This is a genomic window from Rhodovulum sp. ES.010 (assembly GCF_900142935.1).
Classification (GTDB): Bacteria; Pseudomonadota; Alphaproteobacteria; order Rhodobacterales; family Rhodobacteraceae; genus Rhodovulum.
In genome coordinates, this window is record NZ_FSRS01000001.1 from 1,459,007 (window position 1) to 1,482,543 (window position 23,537).

A 23,537-nucleotide genomic window follows, 5' to 3' on the forward strand; every position below is an offset into this window, starting at 1 on the left:
GCAAGGGCTAGAGCACGGACTCCGCCGCGTCGGGCGCGACGCGGGTAACCTCGGCAGCCCCCGCCCCGGCCGCGCGCTCGGCGTCGATCACGACGATGCGCGACGCCTCGAGCTTGCCGGCGAACCACAGGACCAGCGACAGCGCGTCGCGCGGGCTGGCCGAGGGGCCGTCGACCGCGTCGAGCACGATCTTGGACGGCGCCCAGACGCTGATCTGGCGGTGCTTCATCGCCCAGTCGATCTCGGTCCGGCTGCCGCGCACCACGCATCGCGGGTCGCGCCCCGCCAGCACCCAGGCGTTCTGCTCGATGGCCAGCAGGTCGATGCGCCGTTGCGCCGGCGCAATGACCGATTGCGGGGCCGCCATGTCGGCGGGCCCCACGCAGAGAACCACCGGGTGCGGCCCGGCTTCCATCCGGTCGAGCCAACGCGGCAGCGCGGGGTCGCTGATGGCGGCGTTCGACAGGAACACCAACAGCGGATGATGCAGCCCGTCCTCTTCCGCGTCGACAGGCTCCACCAGGCGCGGCGCGTCGGGGCGGCGGTCGCGCACGATCTCGACGCCCAGCGCGCCTGGGCCGCGGTCGAGCTTTTCGACCCGCACATAGGCACGCATCGCCTGAGGCTCGATCAGGATGCGCTCGGCGATGCGCTCGGCCAGGGTTTCCAACAGGTTCAGGCGCTCGGCCGACAGTTCGGCCTCGATCGCCTCGGTGATCGCGTCGTAGGACAGCACGCGGTCGACATCGTCGTCGAGCGGCGCGGGATGCGGGCGGACTTCGACCACCACGTTGAATCGCACCCGCTGCGTTGTGCCCCGTTCCGGCTGAAAGGCGCCGATCTCGACCTCGACGACGTGGTCGCGCAGCGAAATGCGGTCGCGCAGCGGGCGCGCCGGGTCTAGCGCCGCCGCCCGCTCGGAGGGGTGCGCAAATGCAAGGCGGATATCGTCGCTCATCGATCGCCCTCCGGACGTCGGTCGCGCCGTCATACGCGGGAATGGGCGCGGCGAACAGCCCATGCGCGGCGGGCCGCGGGTCTCATACGACAGCCCCGGATCAGTTCTGCGCGATCCGCGCGTCCGGGTGACGGTAGAAATGGTGCACCCCGATCGTGGCGGTGCGCGGAAAACGGCGCGCCCAGCGCGGGTTGACGGCGCTCGTGTGATAATGGGTCGCTCCTGCGGTCAGCCCGCGCGGCGCCCCATCGAGCATGATCCGCGCGATCTTGCCCAGCCGGTCGTAGGTGCGCGGCTCAAGGATCACCTCCTTGCGGCCGTCGCAGGTATAGGTGAACTGGCACTGGTAGCGCTTGCCGGTGCCCTGGTTGATCACGCCGCACACCGTGTCGGGATAGAGCGGCGACGCCACGCGGTTCAGGATCACCTCGGCCACGGCAAACTGCCCGCGCACCGTCTCGCCCCGCGCCTCGAAATACAGCGCTTCGGTCAGGCACTGCCAGTCCTTTCCGCCGCGCGCAGCAGGTTGAGCTGCAAGCCAATCGGCATCGTAGCGGGGCTGCGGGGCTCCGGCCCGGCCGGTTTCGACCCGCGCCGACAGGCGTTCCAACCGCCGCTGATTCACCTCACGCAAGGCAGCCCGCTCGGCCACGAGCAGCCGGGTCACGTTGTCGCCCAGCATCGCGCCGGGATCATTTGACTGGGAACCCGTAATCTCGGCTTGGGCCAGGCCAATGGAGCACGCAAGCGCGGCTGCAAGGCCCGCTGCCCGAACGAAAACGATACTCATGAATCCCCCAACGGTGGTAGGGCCCTTCGCTGCCCCGGCGGCAACCGTTAATGCAGGGCGTCTGCCAAGTCCACCCCGGCGGCAGACACGCAACATGTGGCTGCGGGCGCAATATCAGCCAGTTAGTCGCCGCCTTTCATCCAGATTTTGAAGCAAGAGCGGCAACCTGCCGCCGAAATGTCGCGACTCAATCGGCGCGAATTTGCTGATCCAGCGCGAGTTGCGCAGCCGAAAGGCGCGCGACCGGCACCCGGAACGGCGAGCAGGAAACGTAATCGAAACCCGCCGCACGGCAGAAGGCAATGGATTCCGCGTTGCCCCCATGCTCGCCGCAGATCGACAGCGTGACGCCGGGCCGCGCCTTGCGCCCGCGTTCGGCGCCGATCGTCAACAGCTCGCCCACCCCTTCGGTATCGAGCGTATGGAACGGATCCTCCGCAAAAACGCCCTGCTTGACATAGGATCCCATGAAGCGCCCGGCGTCGTCGCGCGACAGGCCGTAGGTCATCTGCGTCAGGTCATTGGTCCCGAAGCTGAGAAACGCGGCGTGCAGCGCAATATCGTCGGCCCGCAGGGCGGCGCGGGGCGTTTCGACCATCACGCCGAGTCGGTAGTCGAAATCGACCCCCCTTTCGGCCCGGACGGCGGCGGCCAGTGAATCGATGCGCGTCTTGACCAGTTCCACCTCGCGCATCGCCGAGACCAGCGGGATCATGATCTCCGGCACCACCGGGTCGCCGTTATGGCTGGCCTCGATCGTTGCCTCGAAGATGGCGCGCGCCTGCATGTCATAGATCTCGGGCACTGTGATCCCCAGCCGGACCCCCCGCATCCCCAGCATCGGGTTGAACTCCGACAGCGCCTGCACCCGGCGCTGCACGTCCGAAACCGGCAGGTCCAGCGCTTCGGCCAGCCCGCGCACGCCCTCGCGCGACTGCGGCAGGAACTCGTGCAGCGGCGGGTCGAACAGGCGGATGCAGACCGGCAGCCCCTGCATGATCTCGAAAAGCCGTGTGAAATCGGCCCGTTGCATCGGCAGCAGGCGTTCCAGCACCGCGGCACGATCCTCCGAGCGGTCGGCGAAAATCATCTCGTGCATCACGGTCAGTCGGTCGGCCTCGAAGAACATGTGCTCGGTGCGGCAGAGACCGATCCCGTCGGCGCCGAAGCGGCGCGCGGTCTGGGCGTCGGCGGGCGTGTCTGCATTGGCGCGGATGCCGATGTCGCAGGCGGCCTCGGCCCAGCCCATCAGTGCCTGGAACGCGTCGTCGAGGGCGGGTTCCAGCATCTTCACCTCGCCCAGCAGCACCTGCCCGCTGGTGCCGTCGAGCGTGACGATGTCGCCCTCGTGCAGCTTGTGCCCGTCGGCGGTCAGCAACACCCCGTCGCGCCGGTTCAGCCGCATGTCCGAAATGCCGACGACGCAGGGCACGCCCAGGCCCCGCGCGATCACCGCGGCGTGGCTGGTCATGCCGCCGCGTTCGGTCATCACGCCGACGGCGGCGTGCATGCCGCGAATGTCCTCGGGCGTGGTCTCCCGGCGCACCAGAATGCAGGGCTCGCCGCGCGCGGCACTCGCCTGCGCGGCGGCCGACCCGAAGACCAGCCGTCCGGTCGCCGCGCCGGGACTGGCCGCAATCCCGTGGGCGACCGCCTGGCGGGGTCCCGCAGGGTCCACCTGGCTGTGCAGCAATTCGCTCACCGCGCGGGGCTCGATCCGCCTCAGCGCCTCTTCCCGCGGGATGATCCCCTCGTCGGCCAGCATCACCGCGATGCGAACGGCGGCGCGCGCGCTGCGTGGCACCCGCGGCGTGTCCAGCACCCACAGCTTGCCGGCCTCTATGGTGAACTCCAGCTGCAATTCCTCGCGCAGATTCATCCGGCAGGTCTCGCCGTAACGCCGAAGCCGCGCGACGATCTCCGGGCAGCGGTCCTCCAGCGCAGGGCCCCGCGGGTCCCACGCGAGGAACAGCGCCCCCTCACGCGCCGCGATCGCATCGCGGCCCTGGCTCTGGGGCAGGTAACGCCCCCTGATACTGCGTTTTCCGGTGGCGCCGTCCACGAACTGGATCACGCCGGAGCCGCTTTCCTCGGGCCCGATGCCCAGCGCCATGGCCTGCACCACAAGGCCCAGCCGGGCGTCGGCCGGGGCGCCGCGGGCCTGGCGCAGCAAGCGCGCGGTGGTGCCTTCCCAGGCCCGCGCCATCGAGCGCAGCACCTCCAGCAGCTGCTGGCCGGGGTCCTGCGGAAACCGCTCGTCGGTCTCCTCGGTGTAGGCGTCAAGCGCGGCCCGGAGCGCCGCGGCCGAGGGTTCGTCATCCTCGAAGATGTCGGGGTCCAGCCGCGCGACATGGGTGGCATAGGCCTGGATGAAACGCAGGTAGAGCGCGTTCGCCGCCGCCTCTCCGATGCTGTCGCACAGGGCCGCATGGCGGGCGGCGTTCATGCCGATGTTCAGGATCGATGCCGGCCCGCCCCAATCCGCGCTTTCCGGGCTCGGCCGCACCGAAAGCAGCGGCTCCGGGCCGAAACGGTCCAGAAGCGCCGGGATGTTGGGCGCCTCGCCCAGCGCGATCCGGTGGACCGCATCGAAGGACAGCGCCACCGTACGCGGCACCGGCAGGTCGAGCCGCACCAGCCGGTGGAGGCATTTCGCCCGCCCGCCATGGCGCGAGGCGGCGATATCGGCCTCCGCCGCGATCTCTGTAAAGTCAATGATATCCGGGCGTTTCTGCAATGCGGCGTCCTTTCGCACAGTGCAGCATACGCCGATGGGCGCGTCTGGCAAGAGCGGCGGCCCCGTCGCCCTAGCCCTCGATCCGGGTCAGGTCGGCGACCGACAGGCAGGTCTCGGAGATGCGGTGCAACAGGTTCAGCCGGTTGCGGCGGACGATCTCGTTGTCGGTGTTGATCTGCACCGTGTCGAAGAAGGCGTCGATCGGCCCGCGCAGCGCAGCCATCGCCTCCATCGCCGTGGTGAAATCCTCGGCCTCAAGCGCCGGCCCGATCGCGGCTCCCGCGGTGTCGAGCGCGGCAAAGAGCGCGATCTCGGTCGGGTCCTCGGCGAATTTTGGATCGGGACCGAAGCGGTATTCGACACCGTCCTTTTCCTCGGCCTGCACCAGGATGTTGTGGGCCCGGCGGAAACCCAAAACGAGGTTCTCGCCCTCCTCGGTCGCCAGCATCGCATTCAGCGCCTCGGCCCGCTTGACCAGCAGGGTCAGGTCGTCGGCGTTCGGCATGGCAAGGCAGGCGTCGATCACGTCGTGGCGGACGCCCGCGGCGCGCAGGTGGACCTTGAGCCGGTCGTGCAGAAAGGCAAGCAGGTCGTCGCTTGCATCGGGCCGGCGATCCACGATCCTGGCAATCCAGGTCGGGCCGTCGCCCCCTACCCGGTCCAGCGCCGTGCGCACGGCGGCCCCGAACACACCGTGCCGAGCGATCTGGGCCAGTAGCTCGTCGCGCAACGCGGCCTGCTCCTCGCCATGGACCTCAATCTCGTGGCGCAGCAGCCCGGCATCGATGATCCGATCCAGGTGCAGCCTGAGCCCGTTCGCCAGCACAAGCCGGATCACCCCCAGCGCCGCGCGGCGCAATGCGAACGGGTCCTTGGACCCGGTCGGTTTCTCGTCGATCGACCAGAAGCCGGTCAGCATGTCGAGCTTGTCGGCCAGCGCCACGGCCACCGACACGGGCGCACTCGGCACCGCGTCGGAGGGGCCGAGCGGCGCGTAATGCTCCGGGCAGGCGGCAGCGACCTCGGCGGGCAGGCCCGCAGCCTCGGCGTAATAGCGGCCCATGACGCCCTGCAACTCGGGGAATTCGTAGACCATCTCGGAGGCCAGATCGCGCTTGGCGACCTGCGCCGCCTGCTTGGCGAGTTTCGGGTCCGCGCCCAGTTGCGGCGCGATCTCGCGCGCGATCACGGCGATGCGCGCGATGCGGTCCGCCTGGCTGCCCAATTCGCTGTGGAAGGTGACGTGCTCCAGCGCCGCGCGCCATTTCTCCATGCCATCCCGCGCCACGGCAAGGTCGTTCTCCCAGAAGAAGACCGCGTCCGAAAGCCGTGCGGAGAGCACTTTCGCGTTCCCCTTCAGGATCGTGTCACCATGATTGGCCGTTTCGCGGTTGGCGACCGTCACGAAGCGCACGATCCGGCCCGTCTTAGGGTCGCACACCGAAAAGAACTTCTGGTGCTCCTTCATCGAGGTCTGCAGCACCTCGGGCGGCAGGTCGAGAAAATCCTCGCGGATCTCGCCCATCAGCACGATAGGCCATTCCACCAGCCCCGCGACCTCGGTCAGCAGGCCCCGGTCCTCGACCACCTCCAGCCCGCTGGCGAAGGCGGCATTGGTCGCGTCGTGCCAGATATGTTCGGCCCGTTCCTCGTGGTCGAGCATGACCTTGGCCCGCTTGAGCTTCGCCTGGTAATCCTCCACCCCGGTTACGGAAAACGGATCGGGCGCCATGAAGCGGTGGCCGCGGACGGTGTCGCCGGCGCGCAGGCCGTCGATCTCCAGCGGCACGACCTCGGCCCCCGACTCTTCGCTGAGAATGCAGAGGATGGAATGCAGCGGGCGCACCCAGCGCAAGCTGCCCGCGCCCCATCGCATGGATTTCGGCCAAGGGAAGTCGCGGATCAGCCCATCCAGCACCTCGGCCACGATCTCGGCCGCCGGGCGGCCCGGCTTCTCGATCGTGGCGAACCAGACCTGGCCCTTCTTGTCGTCGCGCGCCTGAAGCTGGTCGCGGGTGAGACCCGTGGACCGCAGGAAGCCATCCAGCGCCTTCTCGGGCGCGTCAACCCGGGGCCCCTTCCGGTCCTCGCGCACATCCGGGCTGCGTGCGGACAGCCCCTCGACGGCCAGCACCAGGCGCCGGGGCGTGGACCAGGCGCGGGCATGGGCATAGGTCAGCCCCGCCTCGACCAGCCCGTCGGTCATGTGTTTCTTCAACGCCTCGCGGGCGCCGGCCTGCATCCGCGCGGGGATTTCCTCGGAGAAGAGCTCGATCAGGAGGTCGGGCATGCGGTGTCCCTATTGCGCGGCCGCGGCATTGGCCGTCCAGCCGCCTGCATTGGTTTCGACGAAGGCGTCCGCGCAGGCCTTGGCCAGCGCCCGCACCCGTCCGATATAGGCCTGCCGCTCGGTCGGCGAGATCACGCCGCGCGCGTCGAGCAGGTTGAAGAAATGGCTGGCCTTGATGCACTGGTCGTAAGCGGGATGTACCATGATGATCCGCTTTCCCGAGCGCGGGTCCTCCTGCGGGTGGTCGAGGATGCGCAGGCATTCCGCCTCGGCCGCCTCGAAGAACTCCAGCAGTTTCGCGGTGTCGGCCACGTCGAAGTTGAACCGCGAGTATTCTTCTTCCGTCTGCCGGAAAACATCCCCGTATTTCAGCGGGACCGGCGCGTCGGGGGCATTGTAGGGCATCTCCATCACGTGATCGATACCGAGCACGTACATCGCCAGCCGTTCCAGCCCATAGGTCAGCTCGCCCGAGACCGGATGGCAGTCATGCCCGCCGACCTGCTGGAAATAGGTGAACTGGCTGACCTCCATCCCGTCGCACCAGACTTCCCAACCAAGGCCCCAGGCGCCGAGCGTCGGGCTTTCCCAGTCGTCCTCGACGAACCGGATGTCGTGGTAATCGAAATCGATGCCGATGGCGGCGAGCGATCCGAGATAGAGCTCCTGGAGATCAGGGGGGCTGGGTTTGATCAGCACCTGGAACTGGTAGTAGTGCTGAAGCCGGTTCGGGTTCTCGCCATAGCGCCCGTCGGTCGGTCGCCGCGAGGGCTGGACATAGGCCGCCGCCCAGGGCCGCGAGCCCAGCGCGCGCAGCGTCGTGGCGGGGTGGAAGGTGCCCGCACCCACCTCCATGTCATAGGGCTGCAGAACGGCGCAGCCCTGCCCGGCCCAGTATGTCTGGAGCCGCAGGATCACCTCCTGGAAACAGCGGGGTCTGCCCTCGGTCATGGCGCGCCTGCCCTTCTTGCGGGTGGGAAACGCAGTCTCAATAGGCAAGCCATGCAACAGGGTCAATCAACGTCATCCGCTCGCGGAGGTTTGGCGTGCATTGACGGGCGGCTTTGCTAGGGTCGTCAAGGCGATTCGGCCCGCTGGCCGGACTCGAGGATTGATGGAGTTTCCGGGACTTATGAAGATATTCGCGACTGTTCTCTTGCTGATGCTGGCCGCGCTTGTGCCCGCGCGGGCGCAGGACCGGGCCTGGGTCCAGATCGAGGCGCACCCGACGCTGGCCGAAGCCGAGGCGCGCGCCCGCGCCTATGCCGGGGTGTTTCCCAACGTGGGCGCCTACCGGATCGCGTCGGGCTGGTATTCCATCGCGATCGGGCCTTATGGCGACGACGAGGCGCAGGCGGCGCTCCGGCGGATGCGGGGCGAGCGATTGATCCCGGGCGACAGCTTCGTCTCGGACGGCGCCGATTTCCGCGAGCGGGTCTGGCCGGCCGGTGCCGCGGCGATGACGCCCGCGCCCGAGGTCCCGGAGCCTGGCGCGGAGGAGACGGCCGCCGCGCCGCCCGCACCGGTCGAGGAAACAGCCGCCGAAGCGCGCCGTTCGGAGCGCGCCCTCGACCGCAAGGCACGCGCGCTGTTGCAGACCGCGCTGCAGTGGGAGGGCCATTACACGCAAGCGATCGACGCCGCCTTCGGGCCCGGCACGCGGCGGGCGATGGCCGAGTGGCAGGCCGCACAGGGCTACGAGCCGACCGGCATCCTGACCACCCGCCAGCGCGCCGAGCTTCTCGCCGCGTACCGGGCCGAGATCGGGCGGTTGGGCATGCAGGCGATCGAGGAGCGCAAGGCCGGCATCCGCATCAAGATGCCGCTCGGACTCGTGGCATTCGACCGGTATGAACCGCCCTTCGTCCATTACGAGGCGCGGGGCGACAGCGGCGTGCGCACTCTTCTGATCAGCCAGCGGGGCGATCAGGCGACATTGTACGGCCTCTACGACATCATGCAGACGCTGGAGATCGTGCCGCTCAACGGCACGCGCGAGCGTGATGCGCGGTCCTTCACGCTGGCGGGGCGGAACGCCCGGATCCAGTCCTACACCCATGCCCGCCTGGTCGCGGGCGCGATCAAGGGCTTCACTTTGGTCTGGCCGGCGGATGAGGACGAAAAGCTGATGATGCGCGCGGCGATGATGATGCGCGACAGCCTGGAGTCGGTGCCCAACGCCGCGCTGGACGAGACGCTGGGCGAGGCCACCGACGAACAGCGCGCCAACATGCTGTCGGGGTTGGAAATCCGCCAGCCGGAAACCACCCATTCGGGCTTCTTCGTCGACGCGGCGGGGGCAGTGCTGACGACCGAGACCGGCCTGACCGATTGCCAGCGCATCACCATCGGCCACGATGTCGAGGTGACGCTGGCCGCGCGGGACCCGGCGCTGGGCCTGGCCGTCCTGACCCCGGCGATCACGCTCGCGCCGATCGAGTTCGCCCGCTTCCAGTCGCGGGTGCCGCGGCTGCGCTCCGACGTCGCGGTGGCGGGCTTCTCCTATGGCGAGGTGCTGGACCTCCCGGTGCTGACCCATGGCACGCTCGCCGACCTCAAGGGGCTCGACGGCGAGCAGAATGTCGCGCGGCTCGAGATCGAGGCGCTCCCGGGCGACACCGGAGGCCCGGTGATGGATGGTGCAGGCGGGGTGCTCGGCGTGCTGCTGGCCCCCGACGAGGGCCCGCGGCAATTGCCCCACAGCGTGCGCTACGCCGCCGACGTGACGGCCGTCGGCGCGTTCCTGTCCGGGGCCGGGATCGACATGCGCACCGCCGAGACCGAGGGCGCCATGCCCCCGGCACAGCTGACCCGGCGCGCCGCGGACATGACCGTGCCGGTCTCCTGCTGGAACTGAGCCGCCGTCAGACCCGCCAGAACCGGACGGTGAAGATCGCGAAGACGACCAGAAGCTCCAGCCGGCCGATCAGCATGGCCACGCAGAGGATCCATTTCGCCGGATCGCTCAACCCGGCGAAGTTGCCGGCCGGCCCGATCTGGTCGCCGAGGCCCGGCCCGATATTCCCCAGCGCCGTGGCCGCCCCCGACAGCGCCGTGGTGGCGTCGAGTCCGGTCGCGCTCAACAGCACCGACGTCACCCCCAGCGTGACCACGAAGAACACGAAGAAGGACATCACGGAGGACAGAACGTCCTCGTCGACCGGCCGGCCATTGAAGCGCGGCTGGAACATGCCGTGGGGTGCATAGATCGACCGGATCCGCACCAGGATCGCCGAGAACAGGATCTGGTAGCGGAAGACCTTGATCGAACAGGTCGTGGAGCCCGAGCACCCGCCGATCAGACCGATGAAGAAGAACAGGGCGACGGGGAATGCCCCCCAGAGTTGATAATCGGCGCTCGCATAGCCCGTCCCCGACATGATCGAGGTGACGTTGAACACGCTCTCGCGCAACGCGGCTTCGGAAAGGGCGTCATTGACCAGCACCCGGTAGACCGACATCCCCGTAACGAGCAGCGCGAGCATGGCCAGAAAGGTCCATATCTGGGTGTCGACGAAAAGCGGCCGCGCGCTCCCGGCGACGAGTTGGACGTAGCGGACGAAGGGCAGGCTCGCGAGGACCATGTAGATCGCGGCGGCGTATTCCGGTGCCCCTTTGAACGCGGCGAACGAAGCGTCATGGGTCGAGAAGCCGCCCGTGGCGACCGTGGTGAGCGCATGGTTCAGGGCATCGAAGGGCGTCATCCCGACCGCGCTGTAGGTGAGCGCGCAGGCCAGCGTCAGCCCCACGTAGATCACCGATATCTGCGAGGCGATCTGCGCGGCGCGCGGCAGCACCTTGCCCGAGGTCTCGAACGCCTCGGAGCGGAAGATCTGCATCCCCCCGACCCGCAGTTCCGGCAGGAAGGCCATAGCGACGACGATGATGCCGATCCCGCCGAACCATTGCATCATCGACCGCCAGAGCAGCGCGCCGTTGGGCATGGCATCGAGGCCGGAAAACACCGTCGACCCGGTTGTGGTCAGGCCCGACATTGCCTCGAAGAAAGCATCGACGGGGCGGGCCTCGGGGCTGCCGAGCACGAAGGGCAAGGCCCCGAAGACTGGCAGCACCAGCCATACCCCGGATGTCAGCAGGAAGGTCTGTTGCAATGAAAGACGCTCGTCCACGCCATTGGCGCAGGCCAAGGCGACCAGCCCGCCGACGAGCCCGGTGAGAACGGACGATTCCAGGAAGGCCGACCAGTTCGGGTTCCCCGCCGCGAGATCGAAGATCATCGGCAGGAGCATCGTCGCGCCTAGGATCGCGACCAGCAGGCCGATCACGTATCCGATGGGGCGCAGGTCAAACATGGCGCGCAGGCTTGTCCCGGCCGCGTGCGGCTGTCAAGCGGGCGCTCAGCCCCGGTGGATGTCAGCCCCGGTGGATGAGCGAGGGGAACAGCTTTGGGTCCAGGCTTTCGGTCGCGAAGGTGTCGCCCTCGGTCAGCACGCTCACCGCATCGTGGCTGTGCAGGCTTTCCTGGTGGCTGGCAATCACCCGGAAATCGCCGATCCGAGGGTCGCGCTCCAGCGCCTCGCAGAACAGCCGCGCCGCGTCCTCGACGAAGATCGGGTGGGCGGCGTTGAGTTCGGCAAAGGCCTGCTCGTCCTCGCGCTTGACCATCACTTGCGTCTCGGTCGGCACAGCGGCCCGGCAAATCTCGATCAGGTCCTCAAACCACAGGCAGGACGCCGCCCGGTCCAGTACCACCGAGATGCGCGCCACCGACCGCTGCGAATGCGGCGTGGCAAGCTGGCCGCGCTCCCGGCGCGCATGTTCGGAAAGCTCAAGCGAGCACGGACAGGTCGACGAGTACACATAGTCCATGTGCATGATCTTCTTGACCGTTCCGCCCTGCTCGACCAGTTCCAACGCGAAGTCGTAATATTGGAATCCGTCAAGTCCCGACCGCAGCGAGCGCATCCGCATCGGGAAGGAAAACCGCATCAGGATGCGCGCATCGAAGCTCTCCAGGTCGGACTTGTAGCTTTCCAGCGCCGCCTCGATCACCTCGAAGCTGAAGGTGCGTTCGGCATGGGCATAGAAGCTGCGCATGATGCGCGACATGTTGATGCCCTTCTTCTCCGCCTCCAGGCTGACCGTGCCGGTCACCGAACTTTCCAGCGTCAGGTCGCCGTTGTCGCGGGTGTGGAATCGGATCGGCAGCCGGAAATTGGAGATGCCGACATGCTGGATCGGCCGGTTCGCCCCCCGGATCAGGCTGGCCGGGCCGTTCTGCAGATCGGGCATCGTTGCCTTGTAGGCGGCATCGGCTTCGAAATCGTGCGGATACGCGCGGCTGAACGCCGGGTAGTCGCCGGACGGGCGCTCCGGCAGGAGCGCATCCAGGCCCGGGTCAAGCGTCGCGCGTTCGGCCTCCGACACGGTCTCTGCCCACCGGCGCAAAAGCTCCAGAGCTTGCTCCGCATCATCCCGGTCGGGCGTGCGGTCGATCTCGCGGCTGTGGACGTTCATCCCAGGCACCTCCCCTTCGCTCGTCTTGCCGTGGCTAAAGATGGGCGGTGGGCGCAGAATGTCCACTTGAAATGACAGATTTTCCGGGCCCCGGACCCGATCACACCGAATCGAGCGCCGATCTGAGATCGGAGATCAGGTCGTCGGGGTCCTCCAGCCCGACGCTGAGCCGCACCAGTCCGGGGGTGATACCCAAGGTCGCGCGGCGCTCTTCGGAAAGCCGTTGATGGGTGGTCGTCGCCGGGTGCGTCGCGATGCTCTTGGCGTCGCCAAGGTTGTTCGAGATCTTCCAGATTTCCAGCCCGTCGAGCAGGCGGAACGCCCCCGCCTGCCCCTCCGGTACGAGGACGGACAGAACCGTGCCGCCGGCGGGGAAAAGCGCGTGCTGCGGATGGGTTGCGAGACCCGGATAGATCACATGGTCCAGCCGGCCATCCGCCACCAGCGCCCCGGCGATGGTGCGCGCGCTTTCGGCCTGCGCGCGCACCCGCAGGTCGAGCGTTTCCAGCCCCTTGAGCATCACCCACGCGTTGAACGGGCTGATCGCACCGCCGGTATGCTTCATGTAGGTTTCGACCGGCCCCCGCACCGTTGCGCGGGGGCCGAGGATCGCACCGCCGAGGCATCGCCCCTGGCCGTCCACATGCTTGGTCGTCGAGTAGACAACGAGATCGGCGCCCTTGGCCACGGCGTCCGAGAACACCGGCGTCGCGAACACGTTGTCGACGATCACCGCGGCGCCGGCCGCATGCGCGATCGCAGCCACGGCGGCGGTGTCGATCACCTCCAGCGTGGGATTCGAAACCGTCTCGAAGAAGACCGCGCGCGTGCCCGGTGTGACGGCGGCGCGCCACTGGTCCAGATCGGTTCCGTCGACGAAGGCGACCTCGACGCCCATGCGCGGCATCAGTTCCTCGAGGATCCACAGGCACGACCCGAACAGCGCCCGCGCGGCCACCACCCGGTCGCCGGCCCGGACCGTCGCCATCAACGCGCCGTTGACCGCGGCCATGCCAGAAGCGGTGGCGAAACACGCCTCTGCCCCTTCGATCGTCGCCATCCGGTCCTCAAAGATCGCCACCGTCGGATTGCCATAGCGGGCATAGATGAACTCGTCCTCGCCCGCCTCGATGAAGCGGGCCTCAGCCGCCTCGGCCGAGGGGTAGTCGAAGCCCTGGGTAAGAAACATCGCCTCGGACATCTCGCCGTACTGACTGCGCCGCGCGCCCCCATGCACCGCTTGCGTCCGCTTGCTCCACGTTCCCGTCATCCGCGCCTCCCGCGCACAAGAAAGCCCCCACCGTCCAAGACGCCGGGGGCTTACCCAGACCTCTTTAGCGGCATGTTTAACGTGGCCCGCAATCCGGTGAACAAATCGCCACGGCTCTTGGGAACGAACTAAGCGCAACGGCTGTTGCCGTCAAGTCGCGTCACGCAGGTGTAACAGGGCCTTCATGCCTGTGTCGTATGTCTACCCTATTGCGCACCACAAGATGTAGTGGGAGCTCCCGGATGCCCCTCGTCCGTGTCAACGCCGTTGCCGATTGTCCGTGTCCCGTGGGCGGGAGTGCGCCACTGGACGCACAGCTTGACGCGGGCCTAGCCAGCCTGCCCAGCCGGGCGCCGATCGCGGTGCTGCTTCACGGCTTCCGCTTCAGCCCGCGACGCGACCGAAAAAGCCCGCATCGCCACATCCTCTCGCTCTCGCCCGAGGCGGAAAGCTGGAAGGCGGTGTCTTGGCCGCGCGCTCTCGGCTTCACCGGGCAGTCGCCCGCCGAGGGCCTGTGCGTCGCCTTTGGCTGGGAGGCGGGCGGCTCGATCTGGCGGGCCTATGACGAGGCCGCACAGGCAAGCGCGGCCCTGGCTCGGCTGGTAGAGGAGATCCGCGCCCGCGCCCCGAACCGCACGGTCGATCTTGTCGGCCATTCGCTGGGCGCGCGGGTGGCGCTGGCGGCGATCGCCGATCTGCCTGCGGGCGCAGTGGGACACGCTGTGCTGATGGCCCCGGCCGAGTTCGCGCCGCGCGCGCACGCGGTTCTGGACACCCCCGCCGGGCGCCGTGCGCGCATCCTGAACGTGACCAGCCGCGAGAACGATCCCTACGATCTCGCGCTCGAAATGCTGGTCGGCCCGGTGCGCGGTGGCGGACGGGCTCTCGGCCACGGGCTGGAGGACGCTCCGACCGGCTGGGTCGATCTTCAGATCGATCATGCCGAGACGCTGGCCGCGCTTGCCCAGATGGGCCACGCGATCGCGCCGCCCGACCGCCGCATCTGCCACTGGAGCCCGTATATCCGCCCCGGCATGCTGGAGCTTTACCGGGCGTTGATCCGGGGCGACCTGCCCTTCGAGCTGCTGCGCGCCGGGCTGCCGCAGGCCCGCTCGGCCCGCTGGTCGCGGCTTCTGGCCCTGCCGAAACGTCCACTGCCCTTGCCGTTTGCCGGAAACGCTCCATCCTGAAGCGCATGCCTGAAGGGAGCGCGTCCTGGAACCGGAGATTGAGCTTTACTATTGGCCCACGCCGAACGGTTGGAAGATTTCCATCGCGCTCGAGGAGATGGGCCTACCCTACCGGGTGCGCCTCATCGACATCGGCGCCGGCGACCAGTTCGCGCCCGAGTTCCTGAAGATTTCGCCGAACAATCGGATGCCGGCCATTGTCGACCCGGACGGACCGGACGGCGCGCCGGTTTCGGTCTTCGAGTCCGGCGCGATCCTGACCTACCTCGCGCGGAAGACCGGGCAGTTCCACGGCGAGACCGAGCGCGACAGGATCGCGGTGGCGGAATGGCTGTTCTGGCAGGTCGGCGGCGTCGGCCCGATGGCCGGCCAAGCGCATCACTTCCTGAAATATGCGCCGTCCCTCGAGCCGCCGCAGGACCTGCCCTACGCCAAGGACCGCTACCGCAACGAGGTTGCGCGGCTTTACGGCGTGCTCGATCGCCGACTGGCCGAGACCCGCTTCGTCGCCGGCGATTTCTATTCCATCGCCGACATGGCGATCTGGCCCTGGGCCTCGCTCTGGGAAGGGCAGCAGCAGACGCTCGACGACAAGCCGCACATGGCGCGCTGGCTGGGCGAGGTGGGCGCACGCCCGGCGGTGCAGCGCGGGCGCACACTGGCCGAGGACAGGCGCGGCGACCTTACGACCGACCGCAAGGCGCAGGCGACGCTGTTCGGCCGGCGGTGAGAGGCGCGCTCAGGCGGCGCCGTCCTCGTCCTTCTCGATCCCGTGCTTCTCGAACAGCTTGCCTTGCGCCATGAAGAAAGCGAAGATCGCCAGCGTCAGGCCGAAGGTCTTGAAATTCACCCACATGTCGGTGGACATCGTCCGCCAGATCACCTCGTTGAGCACCGCAAGCCCCACGAAAAAGGCGGTCAGGCGTCGGGTCAGGATCATCCAGCCCTCGCGCGTCAGCGGCATCACCTCTTCCATGACGAATTGCAGGTAAGACCGGCCGCGGAGCAGCCCCGCACCCAGGACGCCGGCAAAGAGCGCGTAGATGATCGTGGGCTTCATCTTGAAGAAGCGATCATCGTTCAGCCAGACGGTGAGCCCGCCAAAGATCACCACGAGCACAGCGGTCGTCACCTGCATCTTGGAGACATGCCCCGTGAGCCGCCACAAAAGCGCCGTCGTCATCAGGATCAGCGGGATGAACCCGGCGGTGACCAGGATGAAGCCGTCATACTCAGTGCCTCCGATGGTGAACACGCGGTCGCGCAACATAAGATAGGCCACGAAGAATGCCGCGACAGGGCCCAGTTCAAGGCCGAGCTTCAGCCCGGGATGGATGTCTGTCTTCTCTGCCATGCCTCAGCCTCCGAATTCCACGATCACGGCTCCCGCGGCGATCAGCGCCATCAGCGCCATGCGCCGCGGCCCCACCGTCTCACCCAGCACCAACCAGCCGATCAGCGCCGCGAAAACGGTCGAGGTCTCGCGCAGCACCGCCGCTTCGCCCACCTTGTCCAGCCGCGTGGCCATCATCACTGCACCGAAACTCATGTAGGCGACCAAGCCGCCGACGAAACCCCTGGCCATCAGCGGGCCGACCGCTGGGCGCACCGGCATCCGCGCCCAGCGCATCAGCGCGATCCAGGGCATCGTGGTCAAGCCGTCGATGAAGAAGAACCAGGCCAGAAAGGTGAACGGATTGGCCGTCGCCCGAATGCCGTAGGCGTCGTAAGTGGTGTAAAGCGCGACAAACCCGCCCGTCAGCACCGCAAGCGCCAGAGCAGGTTTCAGCGTGTCGCGGTCCAGTTGCCAGTGCACGAGGTTGTAGGCCGCCAGGCCGAATATGCCCGACAGCAGCACGGCGATGCCAAGCCACTGGGTGAGCGTGAAGACCTCACCGAACAGGAACCACGCCCCGATCACGGTAAAAAGCGGCCCGGTGCCGCGGACCACCGGGTAGACCACGGTATAGGCGCCCATCGAATAGGTGTAGCCCTGCGCGATCTTGTAGCCGAGGTGGATCAGGAACACCCAGCCGAAGATCGGCCACATATGCGGCTCGGGCCAGGGCACCACGAAGAGCGCGACCGGCGCGGCCATGATGCCGTAGGAGAAGTCGATGGCCCCGCGCGACAGCCAGGGATCGTGCCGGCCCTTCTGCAGCGCGCCGAAGACCGCGTGCAGGAACGCCGCCGACAACGCCAGGATCAGCGCCAGCCGGTGGCCTGCCTCGATGCCCTCGATGGAGGTGATCCAGTCCGTCACGCGCAAACCTGGTTTTGACAGCGACGCCCCGCGGGGTTAGCGATGGGGCCTTCGGACGTGGGGGAGGCCATGCTCGAGACTCTGCTTTCGGAATTCGACGACCCGTTCGGCGATCTGCCCGCCGCCATCGCGGTTCTGCGGCTGACGGCGGCGACGGTGCTGGGCGGCCTCATCGGGCTGGAGCGCGAGGTGCGTGACAAGCCCGCCGGCCTGCGCACCCACATGCTGATCGCCCTGGCCGCCTGCCTCTTCACCCTGATCGCCTTTCAGTTGATGGAGGGGCTCGACCATGAAACGCCGGCCCTGCGCGTGGACCCGCTGCGCCTGATCGAGGCGGTGACCGCGGGCGTCGCCTTCTTGGCCGCGGGCGCGATCATCGTCAACCGGGGCTCTGTCAGGGGGCTCACGACGGGGGCGGGCATGTGGCTGGCCGGCGCCATAGGGCTGGCCTGCGGGGCCGGAAATCTGCCGCTCGCCGCGCTGGCGACGGCCGTGGCGCTGGTGGTGCTGGGTCTGTTGCGGTTTCTGGAATAAGCGGGTTTCGGGGCGACCCGACCCGGCTCACGCATCGATCCCCGCCAGCGCGTTGGCGAAATCGCGCGGCTCGAACGGGGCGAGGTCGTCGATCTGTTCTCCAACACCGATGGCATGAATCGGCAGGCCGAACTTGTCGGCCAGCGCCACCAGCACGCCCCCCTTGGCGGTGCCGTCGAGCTTGGTCATCACCAGCCCCGACACATCCGCAAGCTTCTGGAAAATCTCGACTTGGGAAAGTGCGTTCTGCCCCGTGGTCGCATCCAGCACCAGCAGCGTATTGTGCGGCGCGGTCTCGTCGCGCTTGCGGATCACCCTGACGATCTTTTCCAGTTCGGCCATCAGGTCCTGCCGATTCTGCAACCGCCCCGCGGTGTCGATCATCAGAAGGTCCGCGCTCTCGGCCTCGGCCCGCGCCATCGCGTCATAGGCCAAGCTTGCCGGGTCGGCGCCCTGTGCCGCGGTCATCACCGGCACGCCCGCACGATCGCCCCAGACCTGCAGTTGCTCGACGGCGGCCGCGCGGAACGTGTCCCCCGCGGCGATGATCACCGACTTGCCGGCATCGTTAAACTGGCTGGCGAGCTTGCCGATGGTGGTGGTCTTGCCGGACCCGTTCACGCCCACCACCAACACAACCTGCGGCTTCTTCGGGTAAAGCGGCATCGGGCGGGCGGCCGGCTCCATGATCTCGGTGATCTCGTGGGCCAGCAGTTCCTTGATCTCGTCGACCGACAGACGCTTGCCGAAGCGACCCTCGGCCATGTTGGCCGTGACCCGTATCGCCGTCTCGACCCCCATGTCCGCAGTGATCAGCAGTTCTTCGAGGCTTTCCAGCATGTCGTCGTCAAGTTCGCGCCGGATCACGCTCTTTCGCGCGACCGTGCGGCCGAGCACCCGTCCGAAGAACCCCCGACGCGGCTGCTCGTCCTCGGCGTCCTCGACTCCGCCTTGCTCCAGAGCCTGGAGCGGCGACGCCCCGCGGTCATAGGGCATCTCCGGCGGCGCCGAGGGGGGCGGCATCTCGGCCGGCGCGGATGGCGGCGTTTCGACCGGGGGCTCGGGCGTTTCCGGCGGACGGTCCGGCGGCACCTCCGACGGGCCCGGCGGCACGTTCACCGGCTCCGGCGCCGGCTCGGGGTCCCGCTCGGGCGTCGGCGTCGGCTCTGGCCGGGGGATCGGTTCCGGCTCCGGCTCTGGCTCCGGTACCGGTCGAGGTTCCGGTTCGGGTTCCGGCTCGGACTCAGGTTCCGGTTCCTGCGCCAGCGGCTTCGCGTCGATCCGGGCCGGTTCCCTCACCGGCCCAGCTGGGCGCAAGCCTGCGGCGTCGACACCCTCGGTCTCGTCGCCCGCCACCGCAGGCGCGTCGGGCGCCGTGTCGTCTGGCGCGCGGGTGAAATCGGGCACGCCGTCGGCCGTGTAGGCCGCTTCTTCGTCATCCGCGGGCGGCCCCTCGAGCCGCGCCTCTTCGACCGCACCGCCGGTTTCAGGCGCCTCGCCCGCCACGAGTCCGGAGACGTCCGGGGACTCCGCCCACGGTTCCGGCGGGATATCGATCGCCGTCCCGCCGTCCCCCCGCCTGTCTGGCGGAACGTCTGCCGATTCCAAGAGCGGCTCGGTTGCCGCAGGGGCGGCCTCTGCGCCAACCGGGGTGTCCGTTCCTTCAGCGCCAGGTTCCGCATCGGTCCGCCACGCAGGGGCGGTTTCGGGCCGGTCATCCGGTGTCTGATCTGCGGGCGCGGTCTCGGGGCTCTCTGCCTCGCCGGACGCTGCCTCGGGCGCACCGCTCACCGCCCCGGTCAGGCGTATCCCCCCGGTTGCGATGCCCTCGGTCTCGTCGCCCGCCACCGCGGGCGCGTCGGGCGCCGTGTCGTCTGGCGCGCGGGTGAAATCGGGCACGCCGTTATCCGTGTAGGCCGCCTCCTCGTCATCCGGCGGTGGGCCCTCCATCGGCGTCTCAGCAACCGGACGCCCTGCCTCGCCGATGTCTTCGGCGTCGGGCCAGGCGGGTGCGGGCACATCCGTCGGCGGCTCGGGATAGGTGATATCCTCGGGCGCGACGGCACCCGAACGGACCTCCGCCTCCACGGGGCTTTCGGGCTCGGCAGGCAGGCCGGCGTCCGAGCTGACCGGCCCACCCGCTTCGGCGTCGTCGCCGGGCAGCGGCCGCGGCGGCGCGGGCATCGGGTCGGGCGTGCGCGTGACTTCCTGGTCGGCGCCAAGGACCAGCGGCGCGGTCGTCGCCTCAACGGCTGTCTCGCCCGCGGCCGGTTCGGTGGTCTCCACCTCGTCGGCCTCGCCGCCTTCCCGGACGATCGCCTCGAGCCCGTCCTCGATCTTCGAGGACGAGCGCCGAAGCTTGTCCCTGAGTTTCCTGAAGAACGCCATGTCGCCTCCTGCCGGGGATCCGCCCGAACCCCGCCTTGACCTATGCGCAAACGGCGCGATTTGAAAGGGGGCGGCCCGCCTCCGATCCTGTCCGCGACGCGGACGCCCCGCCATGCCGCGCGCCGCCGCACCCCGCGATCACTGGTCAAGTCGCGCGCGCTCTGGCAAGATCTGGTAAACACCCCGACGCGAAGGCTCCTCCATGCATCCGCTGCTGACCGCCCTCCCCGTCCTCGCGCTTCTTGCCGCGCCCGTCCAGGGGGCCGAGCCGCAACCGATGAGCGCGGAGGAATTCGAACGCTATGCCACGGGCAAGACGCTGTATTACGCCACGGGCGGGCAGCCTTACGGGGCCGAGCAATATCTCGGCGGCCGGCGGGTGATCTGGACGTTCCTCGACGGGGAATGCACCGAAGGGGTCTGGTACGAGGCCGAGGGCCAGATCTGCTTTCGGTACGAGCATGAACCCGAGAACCCGCAATGCTGGAGTTTCTATCGCTCGGCCGCAGGGCTGATGGCCCGTTTCGAGAATGACCCGGCGGCGACGGAACTTGTCGAGGTCAGCCAGAGCCGCGAGCCCCTCCTTTGCACCGGACCCGAAGTCGGCGTCTGACGCGTCGCCTTGCCCGCAGCGATTGCCCGCGACCCGGCATCCCGTGAGAAGACCTTGCGACACCTTCAGAAGAGCGAGCCCTGATCCGGCGGCGCGCCGGCCTTGCGCGGACGCTTCGACGGGCGCCCGCCGCTCCCGCCAACCACGAGGCGTCCGTCCTTGAACTCGATTTCCAGCCCCCCCGCCGCGTCGGCGGCGGACTTGGTCGTGACGACCTGCCCGTCGCCCCGCACGACCGCGAATCCGCGCCGCAGCGTCTCCTGGTAACTCAGCCCCTGCCGGACCCGTTCCAGCGCGTCGAGCCGAGCATGGCGACGCTCGAAATCGGTCCGGAGCGCGGAACGCAGGCGCCGGTCGAGCGCTTCAAGGCCATCCTTCTGTGCCTCGATCTGGCGCTGCACGGCCTCGGGTCTGAGCCGGCCGGCGAGCCCTTCGACCCGCTGGCGCCGCCTGTCTATCAGCCGTCCGAGCGCCGGCCGCACCCGCCTGTCGCGCTCCGCCAGGCGGCGCCTCTCCTCGGCGATCCGGCGGCGCAGCGCCACGGGACGCAACGCGGCGCCCGCCTCGGACAGGCGCAGCCGTTCCCGGCTGACCCGTGCCCGGACCGCCGCCGGCAGCCGCTCGGCCGCGCGGTCGAGCCGCTGGGTGGCGAACTGCACGAGGCTTTCCGGCCGCGGCAGCGCGCGGCCGAGGTCGGCAAGGCGCTGGCGCCGCTGGTCGAGCGCCCGCGCGACCGCGCGCGAACGCCGCGCCTCCTGCCCGTCGACCCAGGCCAGCAGGTCCAGCCGCACGGGAACGGCCATCTCGGCCGCCGCCGTGGGCGTCGGCGCCCTGCGGTCGGCGGCGAAATCGATCAGCGTGGTATCGGTCTCGTGACCCACCGCCGAGATCAGCGGGATCTCGGACCGGGCCGCCGCGCGCACGACTTGCTCTTCGTTGAAGCCCCAGAGATCCTCGAGGCTGCCGCCTCCCCTTGCGACGATCAGCAGATCGGGCCGTGGGATCGCGCCGCCGGCTGTCAGAGCGTTGAAGCCGCGGATCGCGCGCGCCACCTCGGGCGCGCAGGCCGCGCCCTGAACGGCGACCGGCCAGATCAGCACGCGGCGCGGGAACCGGTCGCGCAACCGGTGCAGGATGTCGCGGATCACCGCGCCCGAGGGCGAGGTCACCACCCCGATCACCTCCGGCAGATAGGGCAGCGGGTGCTTGCGTTCGGCCGCGAACAGCCCCTCGGCTTCCAGCGCCTTCTTGCGTTTCTCCAACATCGCCATCAGTGCGCCGAGGCCCGCCGGCTGGATGTCCTCGATCACGATCTGATAGCGAGATTGGCCGCCGAAGGTCGTCAGCCGGCCGGTGGCCACGACCTCCACCCCCTCTTCGGGCTGATGGGCCAGCCGCGCCGCCACGCCCTTCCAGATGACGCCGGACAGCACGTTCCGCTCGTCCTTGAGGTCGAGATAGACATGCCCCGAGCGCGGCCGGCTTACGCGCCCCACCTCGCCCCGTACCCGAACGTGGGAGAACGCGCCCTCGATGGTGCGCTTCACGGCGCCGGAAATTTCCGAAACGGTGAATTCCGGCGCATTTCCGGGCGAGGTCTCGTCGTCGATCAGGTCGGACATGGGGCCATGGTTCCGCTCTCGCTTGTCATGCTGCGCCCCACAGCCTAGAACGCGCCGCACCGAAGGCCAAGCAAGAGGCGGCGGCATGAACATCCTGATCCTGGGCGGCGGCGGGCGCGAGCACGCGCTGGCCTGGGCGATCCTGCAGAACCCCAAATGCGACCGGCTGATCGTGGCGCCGGGCAATGCCGGGATCGCCGAGATCGCGGAATGCGCGACACTTGACATCGAGGATGGCGGCGCGGTCGCCACCTTCGCCGAGGAAAATGCGGTCGATTTCGTGGTGATCGGTCCCGAGGCGCCGCTGGCCAACGGCGTGGCCGACCGGCTGAAGGCGGCGGGCATGCTGTGCTTCGGCCCGTCGGAAGAGGCGGCGCGGCTGGAGAGTTCCAAGGCGTTCACCAAGGCGGTCTGCGATGCCTGCGGCGCGCCGACCGCCGCCTACGCGCATTTCACCGAGGCCGGCGCGGCAAAGGACTATGTCCGCGGCAAGGGCGCCCCTATCGTGGTCAAGGCCGACGGGCTGGCCGCCGGCAAGGGCGTGATCGTGGCCGAAACGGTGGATGCGGCAGAGGCGGCCATCGACGAGATGTTCGGCGGCAGTTTCGGCGGCGCGGGCGCCGAGGTCGTGATCGAGGAATTCATGGCGGGCGAGGAGGCGTCGTTCTTCGTGCTGTGCGACGGCGAAACGGTGCTTTTCCTCGGCACCGCGCAGGACCACAAGCGCATCGGCGAGGGCGACACGGGCCCAAATACCGGCGGCATGGGCGCCTATTCCCCGGCGCCGGTAATGACCGACGCGGTCTGCGCCCGCGTGCTGACCGAGATCGTGAAACCCACCGTCGCAGAAATGGCCCGCCGCGGCACCCCCTACCGAGGGGTGCTCTATGCCGGTCTGATGATCGAGGGCGGCGCGCCCCGGCTGGTGGAATACAATGTCCGCTTCGGCGACCCCGAGGCCCAAGTGCTGATGATGCGGCTTGGGGGGCAGGTGCTGGACCTGCTCCTGGCCTGCGCCGAGGGACGGCTGTCGGAGGCACGGGTGAACTGGGCGGACGACCACGCGATGACGGTGGTTATGGCGGCCAAGGGCTATCCGGGCGCCTACGAGAAGGGCGCGGTCATCGGTGGGCTCGATGCCCTGCCGGAGGACAGCGCGCACATGGTGTTCCATGCCGGGACGGCCGAGCGCGATGGCAAGGTGGTGGCAGCCGGCGGACGGGTGCTGAACGTGACCGCACGGGGGGCAAGCCTGGACGATGCGCAGGGGCGGGCCTATGGCATGATCGAGCGGATCGACTGGGCGGACGCGGTCTATCGCCGCGACATCGGCTGGCGCGCGCTTTGAACCGCGCGGGGAAAAGGGGGCTGTCTGCCCCCTTCTTGGCCTCTCGGCCAATTCAA

General features: G+C 68.7%; 18 protein-coding genes and 1 riboswitch. Of the genes, 6 read left to right on the forward strand and 12 right to left on the reverse strand.

Features of this window, described 5'->3' with window-relative positions:
* Window positions 1–7 precede the first annotated feature (7 nt).
* The 5 genes from BUR28_RS07260 to BUR28_RS07280 all read right to left on the reverse strand — a co-directional run bounded on the left by BUR28_RS07260 (window position 8) and on the right by BUR28_RS07280 (window position 7,726).
* Window positions 8–958: a dihydroneopterin aldolase gene (locus BUR28_RS07260; protein WP_074219518.1), complete on the reverse strand. Its 951-nt coding sequence runs from the start codon at window positions 956–958 to the stop codon at window positions 8–10.
* 100 nt (window positions 959–1,058) lie between these two features.
* Window positions 1,059–1,640, reverse strand: coding sequence for a cell wall hydrolase (locus BUR28_RS07265; RefSeq protein ID WP_074219519.1), 582 nt, complete (start codon window positions 1,638–1,640; stop codon window positions 1,059–1,061).
* A gap of 295 nt (window positions 1,641–1,935) precedes the next feature.
* Window positions 1,936–4,485 (reverse strand): putative PEP-binding protein, encoded by a 2,550-nt coding sequence (locus BUR28_RS07270; RefSeq protein ID WP_083626499.1) that lies wholly within the window; start codon window positions 4,483–4,485, stop codon window positions 1,936–1,938.
* Between the two features lie 70 nt (window positions 4,486–4,555).
* On the reverse strand, window positions 4,556–6,775 hold the full coding sequence (glyS, locus tag BUR28_RS07275) for a glycine--tRNA ligase subunit beta (protein ID WP_074219520.1): 2,220 nt from the start codon (window positions 6,773–6,775) through the stop codon (window positions 4,556–4,558).
* A 9-nt stretch (window positions 6,776–6,784) separates the two neighbouring features.
* Window positions 6,785–7,726, reverse strand: coding sequence for a glycine--tRNA ligase subunit alpha (locus BUR28_RS07280; protein WP_074219521.1), 942 nt, complete (start codon window positions 7,724–7,726; stop codon window positions 6,785–6,787).
* A 181-nt stretch (window positions 7,727–7,907) separates the two neighbouring features.
* Between BUR28_RS07280 and BUR28_RS07285 the strand changes: the two genes are divergently transcribed.
* Complete coding sequence (locus tag BUR28_RS07285) at window positions 7,908–9,632, forward strand: serine protease (protein ID WP_139307516.1); 1,725 nt, start codon at window positions 7,908–7,910, stop codon at window positions 9,630–9,632.
* A gap of 7 nt (window positions 9,633–9,639) precedes the next feature.
* Here the strand turns inward: BUR28_RS07285 and BUR28_RS07290 are convergent, their stop codons facing one another.
* From BUR28_RS07290 to metZ, 3 genes are all read right to left on the reverse strand, one after another.
* The gene (locus BUR28_RS07290) at window positions 9,640–11,088 is read right to left on the reverse strand and encodes a TrkH family potassium uptake protein (protein WP_074219523.1); all 1,449 of its coding nucleotides are present in this window, start codon (window positions 11,086–11,088) and stop codon (window positions 9,640–9,642) included.
* Between the two features lie 61 nt (window positions 11,089–11,149).
* A complete protein-coding gene (folE2, locus tag BUR28_RS07295) occupies window positions 11,150–12,253 on the reverse strand; it encodes a GTP cyclohydrolase FolE2 (protein WP_074219524.1) in 1,104 nt (367 codons plus the stop codon).
* A 100-nt stretch (window positions 12,254–12,353) separates the two neighbouring features.
* Window positions 12,354–13,523: an O-succinylhomoserine sulfhydrylase gene (metZ, locus tag BUR28_RS07300; protein ID WP_074219525.1), complete on the reverse strand. Its 1,170-nt coding sequence runs from the start codon at window positions 13,521–13,523 to the stop codon at window positions 12,354–12,356.
* A gap of 43 nt (window positions 13,524–13,566) precedes the next feature.
* A riboswitch (SAM riboswitch) is annotated at window positions 13,567–13,645 on the reverse strand.
* A 165-nt stretch (window positions 13,646–13,810) separates the two neighbouring features.
* On the opposite strand from metZ, the gene BUR28_RS07305 reads away from it, so the two are divergent.
* Complete coding sequence (locus BUR28_RS07305) at window positions 13,811–14,713, forward strand: alpha/beta fold hydrolase (RefSeq protein WP_254813701.1); 903 nt, start codon at window positions 13,811–13,813, stop codon at window positions 14,711–14,713.
* A gap of 25 nt (window positions 14,714–14,738) precedes the next feature.
* Window positions 14,739–15,443, forward strand: a complete 705-nt coding sequence (locus BUR28_RS07310; RefSeq protein WP_083626500.1) for a glutathione S-transferase N-terminal domain-containing protein — start codon at window positions 14,739–14,741, stop codon at window positions 15,441–15,443.
* 9 nt (window positions 15,444–15,452) lie between these two features.
* On the opposite strand, the gene BUR28_RS07315 is transcribed toward BUR28_RS07310, so the two are convergent.
* On the reverse strand, window positions 15,453–16,067 hold the full coding sequence (locus BUR28_RS07315) for an inner membrane-spanning protein YciB (protein ID WP_074219528.1): 615 nt from the start codon (window positions 16,065–16,067) through the stop codon (window positions 15,453–15,455).
* 3 nt (window positions 16,068–16,070) lie between these two features.
* Window positions 16,071–16,976: an EamA family transporter gene (locus tag BUR28_RS07320; RefSeq protein ID WP_074221550.1), complete on the reverse strand. Its 906-nt coding sequence runs from the start codon at window positions 16,974–16,976 to the stop codon at window positions 16,071–16,073.
* A gap of 69 nt (window positions 16,977–17,045) precedes the next feature.
* Between BUR28_RS07320 and BUR28_RS07325 the strand changes: the two genes are divergently transcribed.
* Window positions 17,046–17,510 (forward strand): MgtC/SapB family protein, encoded by a 465-nt coding sequence (locus BUR28_RS07325; protein ID WP_074219529.1) that lies wholly within the window; start codon window positions 17,046–17,048, stop codon window positions 17,508–17,510.
* Between the two features lie 27 nt (window positions 17,511–17,537).
* Here BUR28_RS07325 and ftsY read toward each other — a convergent pair whose 3' ends face one another.
* A complete protein-coding gene (gene ftsY / locus BUR28_RS20575) occupies window positions 17,538–18,827 on the reverse strand; it encodes a signal recognition particle-docking protein FtsY (RefSeq protein ID WP_371441614.1) in 1,290 nt (429 codons plus the stop codon).
* 1,273 nt (window positions 18,828–20,100) lie between these two features.
* Here ftsY and BUR28_RS07340 point away from each other — a divergent pair.
* A complete protein-coding gene (locus tag BUR28_RS07340) occupies window positions 20,101–20,511 on the forward strand; it encodes a hypothetical protein (protein ID WP_074219530.1) in 411 nt (136 codons plus the stop codon).
* Between the two features lie 65 nt (window positions 20,512–20,576).
* Here the strand turns inward: BUR28_RS07340 and xseA are convergent, their stop codons facing one another.
* Complete coding sequence (gene xseA, locus BUR28_RS07345; protein ID WP_074219531.1) at window positions 20,577–22,133, reverse strand: exodeoxyribonuclease VII large subunit; 1,557 nt, start codon at window positions 22,131–22,133, stop codon at window positions 20,577–20,579.
* Between the two features lie 85 nt (window positions 22,134–22,218).
* Here xseA and purD point away from each other — a divergent pair, with 85 nt between their 5' ends.
* On the forward strand, window positions 22,219–23,481 hold the full coding sequence (gene purD / locus BUR28_RS07350; RefSeq protein ID WP_074219532.1) for a phosphoribosylamine--glycine ligase: 1,263 nt from the start codon (window positions 22,219–22,221) through the stop codon (window positions 23,479–23,481).
* Window positions 23,482–23,537: the final 56 nt, after the last annotated feature.